Origin of the sequence: Pseudomonas sp. NFACC32-1, from assembly GCF_900101215.1 — a bacterium.
Lineage (GTDB): Bacteria > Pseudomonadota > Gammaproteobacteria > Pseudomonadales > Pseudomonadaceae > Aquipseudomonas.
In genome coordinates, this window is record NZ_FMUL01000015.1 from 134,494 (window position 1) to 145,346 (window position 10,853).

Here is a 10,853-nt window from a genome sequence, read left to right on the forward strand (position 1 = left end):
ATCCCCAACCGCATCGCCTTCATCGCGAGCAAGCTCGCTCTCGCAGGCCTGCTCCAGCGGTCAGAGATACCGCGCCATGATCGCGTCCACCTCGCCCTCCTTGCGCAGCTCATCCAGGGCGGCTTGAAGCCGGGCCACCACATCGTCGGGCACTTCCTTGTTCAACGCCAGGTACAACTCGGCGCTGTTGAAGCGCAGCACGGTCTTGAGATCGCTCACGCCCTCCTGGCGCGCCAGGTAACGCCCGGCCGGATCACCAGTGGCCCACAGGTCGATCTGGCCGTTGACCAGTTTCCTGGCGTTGTCCTGATCGCGCAGTACGACAATCGGATTCAACCCCTGCTTGGCCAGTGTCTCGGCAATCGCGTCGCCCTTATAGGCGCCGATCCTGTATTTGCGCGCCTGCTCCAGGGAGTCGAGGGTGATCCGGCTATCGGCCTTGGCGAGCATGATCCAGTCGTCCGGACCGATGGGGCCGACCCACTTGAAGAGCTTCTCGCGCTCCGGTAGCCGGGCCATGACGAACACACCGTAACCTGGCTTTTCCAGGGCGAGCTTGTAGATCCGCTCCCAAGGGAAACGCAGCGTCAGGCTGTAGGAGATATCGGCACGCTTGAAGACCTCGCGAACGATGTCCACGGCGATACCATGGATGTTTTCGTCCTGTGCGAAGTTCTTGCCGTTCCTGGCCATGTTGTACGGAGGGAAATTTTCCGTCAGCAGCACCAGCGTCGAATCGGCGGCGCGGACGCTGCCTGTGAGTAGCAACGTGGCACCGGCAAAGGCAAGGACGAAGCGTTTGAACATGTCGGGCTACCGCAATCCATGGTGTGCCCAAGAGTGCCTCGGGCCCGCCATGGTGTCCAGCGGTCAGCGAACGCAGATGCCGCGATGGGCCATGTAGGCCTTGGCTTCCGGCACGGTGTATTCACCAAAATGGAAAATGCTCGCCGCCAGCACCGCGCTGGCATGACCTTCAAGGATGCCGTCGGCCAGATGCTGCAGGTTGCCGACACCGCCGGAAGCAATGACCGGGATGCCCAGGGCATCGCTGATGGCACGGGTGACCCCCAGGTCGAAACCGTTCTTCATGCCGTCCTGGTCCATGCTGGTCAGCAGGATCTCGCCGGCACCCAGGCCTTCCATTTTCTTCGCCCACTCCACGGCATCGAGCCCGGTAGGTTTGCGACCGCCATGGGTGAAGATTTCCCAACGCGGCGTTTCACCCGGGCCGGAGACTTTCTTGGCATCAATGGCCACGACAATGCATTGCGAGCCGAAGTGCTGGGCCGCCTCGCCGACGAACTCGGGGTTGAACACCGCCGCAGTGTTGATGGACACCTTGTCCGCGCCGGCATTGAGCAGGTTGCGGATGTCCTGCACGGTGCGCACGCCACCGCCCACGGTCAGCGGGATGAACACCTGGCTGGCCATGCGCTCGACGGTATGCAGGGTGGTATCGCGGCCGTCGACGCTGGCCGTAATATCGAGGAAGGTGATCTCGTCCGCACCCTGTTCGTCGTAGCGACGGGCGATTTCCACCGGGTCGCCGGCGTCACGGATGTTCTCGAACTTCACACCCTTGACCACCCGGCCGTTGTCCACGTCCAGGCAAGGGATGATGCGTTTGGCCAGCGCCATGGTGAGTCCTCAGCCTTTGTAGGAATCGCAGAAAGCCTGGGCTTCGGCGACGTCCAGGGTGCCTTCGTAGATTGCGCGACCAGTGATCGCACCGATGATGCCCGGCGCCTTGGCGTCGAGCAGTGTCTTGATGTCACCCAGGTTGTGGATGCCACCGGAGGCGATCACCGGAATCGTGGTGGCGGCAGCCAGGGCGGCGGTGAACGGGACATTGCAGCCCTGCATCATGCCGTCCTTGGCGATGTCGGTGTAGACGATGGCAGACACGCCGTCGGCTTCGAAACGCCTGGCCAGGTCGATCACCTGCACGGTGCTGACTTCAGCCCAGCCGTCAGTGGCGACAAAACCGTCCTTGGCGTCGAGGCCAACAATGACCTTGCCCGGGAACGCGCGGCAGGCTTGGGCAACGAATTCAGGCTCCTTCACCGCCTTGGTGCCGATGATCACGTAGCTCACGCCAGCCTTGACGTAGTGCTCGATGGTTTCCAGCGAGCGAATGCCGCCGCCGATCTGGATCGGCAGGTTCGGGTAGCGCCTGGCAATGGCCGTGACCACCTCGCCATTGACCGGCTGCCCTTCGAAGGCGCCATTGAGGTCGACCAGATGCAGGCGACGGCAGCCGCCTTCCACCCACTTGGCGGCCATGCTCACCGGGTCATCGGAGAACACCGTGGAATCTTCCATGCGGCCCTGGCGCAGACGTACGCAAGCGCCGTCCTTGAGATCGATAGCGGGGATAATCAGCATCTGGCAAACCTTCAGATTCGAATGTTCAGCTTGGCTCGGAAATCAGTTTTTCTCGAGCGCCCACAAGTCGCTTTCAATGCTTTCGAACCTTTCTTTAAGGTGCGTCTGCACATCGAAAATCGCCCTGTTGTAATAGTGCGGAGCAATTTCGCGGGTAAACAGGTCAAGAATTTCCGCCGCTTCGAACGAACCCAGTTCGAGTTCGAAACGATCCTCCATGAACCGCTGGATCTTGCGGTTGGCCTCACTCTCCTGCTCGGGCGTGAGGGTCAGGATCGGCGGTTTCTTGCGCGCCATTACCAGCGGCCGTCCCACGCCGCGAAATTCTGCAGCAACTGCAGGCCATGGGTGTGGCTCTTCTCGGGGTGGAACTGCACGGCGAAGCGCGAGCCGTCGGCCAGGGCGGCGGCGAAGTCGACGCCATAATGGCCGCTGCCCACCACCTGCCGCGCATTGCCGGCCGCGATGTAGTAGCTGTGCACGAAGTAGAAACGCGCCAGGTCCGGAATGTTGTGCCACAGCGGGTGGTCCACCGTCTGCTTCACTTCGTTCCAGCCCATGTGCGGGACTTTCAGGTGCTCGCCGTCCTCATGCAGGTCCTTGCCGAAAAACTTCACCTGGCCCGGGAACATACCGATGCAATCGACGCCGGTGTTCTCTTCGCTGTGTTCGAGCAAGGCCTGCATGCCGACGCAGATTCCCAGGAACGGACGATCCTGGCTGACTTCCTGGACCAGCGAGTCGAAGCCCAGGCGACGGATCTCGGCCATGCAATCGCGGATCGCACCGACACCGGGGAATACCACCCGGTCGGCTTCACGAATCACATCCGCATCGCTGGTGATCAGCACCTTGCCGGCCCCCACGTGCTCGAGAGCCTTGGCCACCGAGTGCAGGTTGCCCATACCGTAGTCGATAACCGCGACCGTCTGCATTACAGGACGCCTTTGGTGGAGGGCATCTGCCCGGCCATGCGGTCATCGAGCTCCACGGCCATGCGCAGGGCGCGGCCGAAAGCCTTGAACACGGTTTCGATCTGGTGGTGGGTGTTGTGCCCGCGCAGGTTGTCGATGTGCAAGGTCACGTTGGCGTGATTGACGAAGCCCTGGAAGAATTCCTGGAACAGGTCAACGTCGAAACCACCCACGGTGGCACGGGTGTACGGCACGTGCATCTGCAGGCCCGGGCGGCCGGAGAAATCGATGACCACCCGCGACAGCGCCTCATCGAGCGGCACGTAGGCGTGGCCGTAGCGACGAATACCCTTCTTGTCGCCAATGGCCTTGGTAAAGGCCTGGCCCAGGGTGATCCCGACATCCTCCACGGTGTGGTGGTCGTCGATATGCAGGTCGCCCTTGCTGACGATGTCCAGGTCGATCAGCCCATGACGGGCGATCTGGTCCAGCATGTGCTCAAGAAACGGCACGCCGATATCAAACCGGGCCTTACCGGTGCCATCCAGGTTGATCGAGGCTTTGATCTGGGTTTCCAGAGTGTCGCGCTCGACAGACGCCTTACGTTCGGCCATCACCAGCTCCGCAAAATCATTGGGCGAAAAAGGCAGCCATTATAGGGGCGCGAGCGGCAAACAGAAACACGGGAGGTGATATCGCTGACGGGCTGAATCCCGGGCTGTCGGTGATAGACATGTCCATACAAGCCTTTGCCATCACCCAAAACGACTGTGGGAGCGAGCTTGCTCGCGATAGCGGTGTGTCAGCCGACCATGATATCGACTGACACACCCTCATCGCGAGCAGGCTCGCTCCCACAGGGTAGGCCCGTCTCCGATGGATTCGGGCCTACCTGCTTTGTCGCTTAGCGGAACAGCACCGCCGTCTTCTGCAGGGTCACCCACACACCCCACGCCAACGGAATGCCCACCACCAGCCAGGCGGCGATCGCCAGGGGCTTGGTGCCCGGCGCGGCCTTCCATTCCAGCGACGTGGTGCTGTCGGCACCTTTGTCATGGCCCAGCGCCTGTTCGGCGGCCAGCTCGGCGTCGGTCATGAAGTACTTGTCGGCGACCGGGCGGACCATCAGGTTGCACAGGAAGCCCAGCACCAGCAGGCCGGCGAGGATGTACAAGGTGATGTCATAGGCCGCGGCACGTTCAACGCCGATGCTCAGTTGATATTCACGCAGGTAGTTCACCAGCACCGGACCCAGCACGCCCGCCGCAGCCCAGGCGGTCAGCAGGCGACCGTGGATCGCGCCGACCATTTGCGTACCGAACAGGTCCGCCAGGTAGGCCGGCACGGTGGCGAAACCGCCGCCGTACATCGACAGGATGATGCAGAACGCCGCCACGAACAGCGCGACGCTGCCCAGGTGACCCAGGTTCGGGATCAGCGCGTACAGTGCAAAGCCCAGGGCGAAGAACACGAAATAGGTGTTTTTACGACCCAGGTAATCCGAGAAGGATGCCCAGAAGAACCGGCCGCCGATGTTGAACAGGCTCAACAGACCGGTGAAACCGGCCGCGATGGCCGCGATCTGGCCCAGTTGCGCGGCGTCCAGTTGACCGAACGGCAGGTCGTTGCCGAGCAGCTTGCCGCCGAACACTTCCTGCAACAGTGGCGAAGCCATGCCCAGGATGCCGATACCGGCGGATACGTTCAGGCACAGTACCAGCCAGACCAGACGGAATTGCGGGGTTTTCCAGGCCACATTCACGTGAACGTGACGATGGGTGATCATCGCGTTCGCGGCTTTCTTCGGTGCCGGGGTCCAGCCTTCAGGTTTCCAGCCGGTCGGCGGGACGCGGTACGACAAGGCACCACCGATCATGAACACGAAGTAGATCGCAGCCATGACCAGGAAGCTCTGCCATACGCCCACGTCTGTCGGCGAAGCAAAGTGGTTCATCAGCGCAGCGGCCAGCGGAGCACCCACCATCGCGCCGCCACCGAAGCCCATGATCGCCATGCCGGTCGCCATGCCACGCTTGTCCGGGAACCACTTGATCAGGGTCGAGACCGGGGAAATGTAGCCCAGGCCAAGGCCGATACCGCCGATCACGCCGGAACCGACCCACATCAGCCAGATCTGGTGGGTATAGATACCCAGCGCGGAGATCAGCAGGCCACCGCACCAGCACAATGCCGACACGACACCGGCCTTGCGTGGCCCGGCATGTTCCAGCCAGCCGCCCCAGATGGCTGCCGAGCAACCCAGGAAGATGAAGAACAGGGTGTAGATCCAGCCGAGCATCGAGATCGGCCAGTCGCATTGGGACGAAAAGACTTGCGAGATGAAGCTCATGTCCGGCGCGCAGGCGACCGGTTTGGTGATGCCCAGGGCCTTGGACAGTGGCAACCAGAACACCGAGAAGCCGTAGGCCATGCCGATGCAGAGGTGAATGGCCAGTGCGGCCGGAGGAACCAGCCACCGGTTGAAACCGGGCTTGGCGATAATGCGTTCCTTGGAGAGGAATGCAGGCTGGTCGGCAATGCCGTCCGCCGTGATGCTCGTGCTCATTGTGTATCCCCCAGTTGTTAGAATGGCTCGCCAGCCACACTTCACCCTCGGCCTTATTGCACGCAGGCACGGCCGTATTTTACGGTGAAGCTCCATAGTGGTGCGACATCAGGTCGCAGAAAGGCAGGCGAACGGGTAAAGATTACCATTTGCTCGTGACAGAAAAACCAAAGTGATATCACCTTTTTCACGTCATCCGTCTTATCGCGCCTTCGGCGGTTTTCTGTAGGGTGCTAATGATTTATTTTTTCAGGGATTTTCATGCCTATCATCGTCGAGCACCTGAACGCAGCCACCCGCCAGGACCGGCAGGACTTGGAAAAAATCTATCGGGACGCCCCCGCCTGGCTGATGGAACCCTTCGGCGATGCCGCCCGGCTGATAGAGGATTGCCTGGAAGATGGCTCATTGATCGCGGCACGTTTCAATGATCGACTGCTGGGGGCCGCGCGCCTGCAACGGCACCAGGACGCTTGGGACTTGTCCCAGATGTGCGTACGGAACGTTACCCGACGTCGTGGCGTCGCGGAACGACTGGTGAGCGAGGCGCAGAGAATGGCCCTGCAGAACGGTGCCCAGCTGCGGCTGCGGGCCCCTGGCGGGCATCCCATAGCCCAAGCCCTCGCCGCCAGATTGAAACTGGCGCTGGATGAGTACTGACCAGGCTCTGCAAGAAGAGCCTTGGGACGAAGGCAAGGCGAAAACAGCCGAGCAAGCGCAGCGCACTGGAACACACGAACGTTGCGAGGCAGTTTTCAACGCTGCATGAACGGGTATCAAGGCTTTTCGTACAGAGCCTAAAGCCCAATACAAACCCACAGCGTTATACTCCCAGGCTAAATTTTGAACTCAACCTACAAGGACTCGCCCATGAAAGCGTTCGGCAAAATCCTGGGTCTGGTACTTCTCGGGCTGTTGCTGATCATTGTGGCCTTGGGCTTTGCCCTGACCCACCTCTTCGATCCCAACGACTACAAGGAAGAGATCCGCCAGATTGCCCGCGACAAAGCCCACATTGAGCTCACGCTCAATGGCGACATCGGCTGGAGCCTGTTTCCATGGCTGGGTCTGGAATTGCACGATGCCAGTGTCGCCACGCTGGCCAACCCGACACAACCTTTCGCCGACCTGCAGATGCTCGGCCTTTCGGTACGCGTGATCCCGCTGCTGCGCAAGGAGGTGCAGATGAGCGACGTGCGGGTCGAAGGCCTGAACCTGCGACTCAACCGTGACAAGAACGGCCACGGCAACTGGGAAGACATCGGCAAGGCGCCCGCCTCGACGACGACGGCCGGAACTCCGGCGCCAGCCGAGCCACCCGCTCCGTCCACCAGCGCCCCGCCGGAAAAACCGGCGCAGCCGACCCGGCTGGACATCGACAGCCTGACGGTGAACAACGCCAGGGTTCAATACACCGACGAGCAGACCGGCAAGCAATTCAGTGCCGAGAGCATCCAGTTGAGCACCGGCCCGGTCCACGACTCCACCAATATCCCGGTCACGCTGACCGCGTTCCTGTCCAGCAACCAGCCGGCCGTGCGCGTGCGCACCGAAGTCACTGGCGAACTGCGCTTCGAGCGCGCCTTGCAGCGCTACAAGTTCGAAGACCTGAAATTGTCCGGCGAAGTCACGGGGGATCCGTTGCAGGGCAAGACCCTTAACTTCAACGCACAGGGACAGTTGTTCCTGGACAGGGCCGCCAACGTGGCCGAATGGACCGGCATCAAGCTCTCCCTGAACCAGCTGCGCGCCTTGGGCGAACTGAAGGTCAACGACCTCGACAAGACCCCGCAACTGAACGGCGGAATTTCGATTGCCCAGTTCGACCTGGCGAACTTTGTCGACAGCATCGGCCAGAAACTACCGACCATGGCCGAGGGCAGCCTGACCAAGGTCGAGCTGGCCAGCCGCATCGCCGGCACGCCGACCAGCGTCGAATTCAACGACATCAACCTGAAAGTCGACGACAGCAGCTTCAGTGGCCGTATCGCCGTGGAAGATTTCGCAAAGCAATCCCTCCGTGCGCAGCTCAAGGCCGACAAATTCAACGTCGACCGCTACCTACCCCCGAAATCCGCCGAGAGCAACAGCGCCAAGGCCGCCCGCGAAGCCGAAGTCAGCGACACCGAGACCAGCGCCATGGCAGGCGCCGGCAGCACGCCACTGCCAAGCTCGCCAACCCAGGGAGCCTGGAGTAACGAGCGACTGTTCCCGGTGGAACGCCTGAGCAAACTGGACATCGATGCCGACCTGACCTTCGGCCAACTGATCCTCGACAGACTGCCGATCGAGAATGCTGCCCTCAAGGCCACCGGCCAGAATGGCCTGCTGACCCTGGAGAACCTGCGGGGCGACCTGTACAACGGCAACTTCGAAGCCAAGGGCACCCTGGATGTGCGCCAGCCCACGCCGCAATTGAACCTGCAAACCCGGATCAACCGGGTGCCGGCGGAAAAAATCATCGAGAGCCAGGGCAAGACTCCGCCAGTCAAGGGGCTGGTGACGCTCAACAGCGCCGTGACCGCCAGCGGCAACAGCCAGAAGGCCCTGATCGAAAGCCTCAACGGCACCGCCGGTTTCGTCATCAACGATGGCGTGCTGCTCAATGCCAACCTCGAACAGCAGCTGTGCAAAGGCATCGCCCTGCTCAACCGCAAGAACCTCAGTGGCGAACCCCGGGGCAAGGACACACCGTTCCAGCAGCTCAACGGCAATCTCACCCTGCGCAACGGCGTGGCCAGCAACCCCGACCTGAAAGTCCGTGTACCGGGCATGACCGTAAACGGCAATGGCGATATCGACCTGCGGGTGCTGGGCATGGATTACCGCGTCGGCGTCATCGTCGAAGGCGACAAGAGCGACATGCCCGACCCGGCCTGCCAGGTCAACGAACGCTACGTCGATGTCGAATGGCCGCTGCGCTGCCGCGGTCCCCTGGAGCTCGGCGCCAAAGCCTGCCGCCTGGATAACGACGGCCTGGGCAAGGTCGCGGCAAAACTGGCCGGCGACCGCCTCGGTGACAAGATCGACGAGAAGCTGGGCGACAAGGTCAGCCCCGAGCTGAAAGATGCGCTGAAGGGGCTGTTCAAGCGATGAGAGCCGAGCAGTTTTCCACCGCGGTGCTGGACTGGTTCGACCGCCACGGGCGTCACGACCTGCCTTGGCAACAGGACATCACGCCGTACCGGGTGTGGGTTTCGGAGATCATGTTGCAACAGACCCAGGTAAGCACCGTGCTCAACTACTTCGACCGGTTCATGGCCTCGCTGCCTACCGTCGAAGCCCTGGCCGCCGCGCCTGAGGATGAAGTGCTGCACCTGTGGACCGGGTTGGGCTACTACACCCGTGCTCGCAATCTGCAGAAAACCGCAAAGATCGTGGTCGAACAATACGGCGGCGAATTCCCCCGGGACGTGGAGAAACTCACCGAGCTGGCGGGGATCGGCCTGTCTACCGCCGGTGCCATCGCCAGCATCAGCATGGGCCTGCGGGCACCGATCCTCGACGGTAACGTCAAGCGGGTGCTGGCACGCTTTACCGCCCAGGAAGGCTATCCGGGCGAACCCAAGGTCGCAAAGCAACTGTGGGCCACCGCGGAGCGCTTCACCCCCCAGGACCGGGTCAATGCCTATACCCAGGCAATGATGGACCTGGGCGCCACGCTCTGCACCCGCAGCAAGCCCAGTTGCCTGCTCTGCCCGCTGAAGACCGGTTGCCAAGCCCATATGCTGGGCCTGGAGACCCGCTATCCGATCCCCAAGCCACGCAAGGAAGTACCCAGGAAACGTACCTTGATGCCGATGCTGGCCAACCGTGAGGGCGCGATCCTGCTTTATCGTCGTCCCTCCACCGGCCTGTGGGGCGGCCTGTGGAGCCTGCCGGAACTCGATGACCTCGACGACCTGCAGCATCTGGCCCTGCAACACTCGCTGGAACTGGGCAGGCAACAGGAAATGCCCGGCCTGGTGCACACCTTCAGCCATTTCCAGTTGGCAATCGAACCCTGGCTGGTCTGGGTCCAGGAAACCGGCCATCACGTGGCCGAGGCCGACTGGCTCTGGTATAACCTCGCCACCCCGCCGCGCCTGGGCCTTGCCGCCCCGGTCAAAACCTTGCTCGAACGCGCGGCCGTCGTCTTGAATGCAGGAGAGTCGTCATGACCCGCACCATCATGTGCCGCAAATACAAAGAAGAGCTGCCCGCCCTGGAGCGCGCTCCGTTCCCTGGCGCCAAGGGCCAGGACATCTACGACAACGTCTCGGCCAAGGCCTGGGCAGACTGGCAGAAACACCAGACCCTGCTGATCAACGAAAAACGCCTGAACATGATGAACGCCGAGGATCGCAAATATATCCAGGGCGAAATGGACAAGTTCTTTTCCGGCGAAGAATACGCCAAGGCTGAGGGCTACGTACCGCCTTCCGAATAAGCTGCTTACCCCGGGGGCGAATCGTAAGCGACGGTAATAATTAAATATTTTTTGATAACGTGCTTGACGCCCTCCTGAAAAACCCGTTTAATGCGCCCCGTTGCCCAGATAGCTCAGTCGGTAGAGCAGGGGATTGAAAATCCCCGTGTCGGCGGTTCGATTCCGTCTCTGGGCACCAAATACCAAAACCCCGATCAAGAAATTGATCGGGGTTTAATGAGATGGTCAGCCTGACCGAGAAGCCCTGCAGGTTTACGCTTGCAGGGCTTTTCTCGTTTTCGGCGGAGGATCTCTCATGAACACGATGACGCTTCTCGGCATCGACATTGGTAAACACAGTTTCCATCTGCACGGCCAGGACGCCAAAGGTCATCAGGTTTTGCGCAAGAAAACCAGCCGCAGCCAATTGCTCGGCACATTGGCCCAACTGCCGGCCTGCACGGTGGTGATGGAGTCGTGTGGCGGTGCCCACTGGCTGGCTCGACAGGTTGAGGCATTGGGCCACGAGGTAAAACTGATTGCCCCGCAATACGTTAAGCCGTTCGTCAAAGGCAAC

11 protein-coding genes, 1 tRNA gene and 1 pseudogene are annotated in these 10,853 nt (G+C 61.4%); 6 read left to right on the forward strand and 7 right to left on the reverse strand.

What is annotated here, in order from left to right; all coding sequences use genetic code 11:
• Positions 1-60: 60 nt before the first annotated feature.
• The 7 genes from BLP99_RS21220 to BLP99_RS21250 form a co-directional block, all read right to left on the reverse strand.
• Positions 61-807 (reverse strand): substrate-binding periplasmic protein, encoded by a 747-nt coding sequence (locus BLP99_RS21220; protein ID WP_072397917.1) that lies wholly within the window; start codon positions 805-807, stop codon positions 61-63.
• A 63-nt stretch (positions 808-870) separates the two neighbouring features.
• The gene (gene hisF / locus BLP99_RS21225; protein WP_014336099.1) at positions 871-1,641 is read right to left on the reverse strand and encodes an imidazole glycerol phosphate synthase subunit HisF; all 771 of its coding nucleotides are present in this window, start codon (positions 1,639-1,641) and stop codon (positions 871-873) included.
• Positions 1,642-1,650: 9 nt separating this feature from the next.
• A complete protein-coding gene (gene hisA / locus BLP99_RS21230) occupies positions 1,651-2,388 on the reverse strand; it encodes a 1-(5-phosphoribosyl)-5-[(5-phosphoribosylamino)methylideneamino]imidazole-4-carboxamide isomerase (RefSeq protein WP_072397916.1) in 738 nt (245 codons plus the stop codon).
• Between the two features lie 42 nt (positions 2,389-2,430).
• Positions 2,431-2,685: a DUF2164 domain-containing protein gene (locus BLP99_RS21235; RefSeq protein WP_072397915.1), complete on the reverse strand. Its 255-nt coding sequence runs from the start codon at positions 2,683-2,685 to the stop codon at positions 2,431-2,433.
• Complete coding sequence (hisH, locus tag BLP99_RS21240; protein WP_072397914.1) at positions 2,685-3,323, reverse strand: imidazole glycerol phosphate synthase subunit HisH; 639 nt, start codon at positions 3,321-3,323, stop codon at positions 2,685-2,687. The genes BLP99_RS21235 and hisH overlap by 1 nt, the downstream gene beginning before the upstream one ends.
• Positions 3,323-3,916, reverse strand: a complete 594-nt coding sequence (gene hisB / locus BLP99_RS21245) for an imidazoleglycerol-phosphate dehydratase HisB (RefSeq protein ID WP_003186751.1) — start codon at positions 3,914-3,916, stop codon at positions 3,323-3,325. Before hisB ends, hisH begins: the two co-directional genes overlap by 1 nt.
• Positions 3,917-4,206: 290 nt before the next feature.
• Positions 4,207-5,868, reverse strand: a complete 1,662-nt coding sequence (locus tag BLP99_RS21250) for an OFA family MFS transporter (RefSeq protein WP_072397913.1) — start codon at positions 5,866-5,868, stop codon at positions 4,207-4,209.
• Positions 5,869-6,129: 261 nt separating this feature from the next.
• Between BLP99_RS21250 and panM the strand changes: the two genes are divergently transcribed.
• From panM to BLP99_RS21280, 6 genes and pseudogenes are all read left to right on the forward strand, one after another.
• Positions 6,130-6,528 carry an aspartate 1-decarboxylase autocleavage activator PanM gene (gene panM, locus BLP99_RS21255; protein ID WP_092181667.1) on the forward strand — a complete coding sequence of 133 codons (399 nt, stop codon included), beginning with the start codon at positions 6,130-6,132 and terminating at the stop codon, positions 6,526-6,528.
• A 210-nt stretch (positions 6,529-6,738) separates the two neighbouring features.
• Positions 6,739-8,964 (forward strand): AsmA family protein, encoded by a 2,226-nt coding sequence (locus BLP99_RS21260; RefSeq protein ID WP_072431687.1) that lies wholly within the window; start codon positions 6,739-6,741, stop codon positions 8,962-8,964.
• Entirely contained in the window at positions 8,961-10,028 is a 1,068-nt protein-coding gene (gene mutY / locus BLP99_RS21265; RefSeq protein WP_092181670.1) for an A/G-specific adenine glycosylase, read from the forward strand. The genes BLP99_RS21260 and mutY overlap by 4 nt, the downstream gene beginning before the upstream one ends.
• Positions 10,025-10,297: an oxidative damage protection protein gene (locus BLP99_RS21270; protein WP_053147893.1), complete on the forward strand. Its 273-nt coding sequence runs from the start codon at positions 10,025-10,027 to the stop codon at positions 10,295-10,297. The genes mutY and BLP99_RS21270 overlap by 4 nt, the downstream gene beginning before the upstream one ends.
• A gap of 102 nt (positions 10,298-10,399) precedes the next feature.
• Positions 10,400-10,475 (forward strand) — tRNA-Phe (locus BLP99_RS21275).
• Positions 10,476-10,592: 117 nt separating this feature from the next.
• Positions 10,593-10,853, forward strand: a pseudogene (locus tag BLP99_RS21280) (IS110 family transposase); the annotation flags it as partial.

Bases quoted from the DNA above. Each gene is read 5' to 3' on its own strand.
- BLP99_RS21220 (WP_072397917.1), bottom strand. From the start codon at position 807: ATGTTCAAACGCTTCGTCCTTGCCTTTGCCGGTGCCACGTTGCTACTC.
- hisF (WP_014336099.1), bottom strand. From the start codon at position 1,641: ATGGCGCTGGCCAAACGCATCATCCCTTGCCTGGACGTGGACAACGGC.
- hisA (WP_072397916.1), bottom strand. From the start codon at position 2,388: ATGCTGATTATCCCCGCTATCGATCTCAAGGACGGCGCTTGCGTACGT.
- BLP99_RS21235 (WP_072397915.1), bottom strand. From the start codon at position 2,685: ATGGCGCGCAAGAAACCGCCGATCCTGACCCTCACGCCCGAGCAGGAG.
- hisH (WP_072397914.1), bottom strand. From the start codon at position 3,323: ATGCAGACGGTCGCGGTTATCGACTACGGTATGGGCAACCTGCACTCG.
- hisB (WP_003186751.1), bottom strand. From the start codon at position 3,916: ATGGCCGAACGTAAGGCGTCTGTCGAGCGCGACACTCTGGAAACCCAG.
- BLP99_RS21250 (WP_072397913.1), bottom strand. From the start codon at position 5,868: ATGAGCACGAGCATCACGGCGGACGGCATTGCCGACCAGCCTGCATTC.
- panM (WP_092181667.1), top strand. From the start codon at position 6,130: ATGCCTATCATCGTCGAGCACCTGAACGCAGCCACCCGCCAGGACCGG.
- BLP99_RS21260 (WP_072431687.1), top strand. From the start codon at position 6,739: ATGAAAGCGTTCGGCAAAATCCTGGGTCTGGTACTTCTCGGGCTGTTG.
- mutY (WP_092181670.1), top strand. From the start codon at position 8,961: ATGAGAGCCGAGCAGTTTTCCACCGCGGTGCTGGACTGGTTCGACCGC.
- BLP99_RS21270 (WP_053147893.1), top strand. From the start codon at position 10,025: ATGACCCGCACCATCATGTGCCGCAAATACAAAGAAGAGCTGCCCGCC.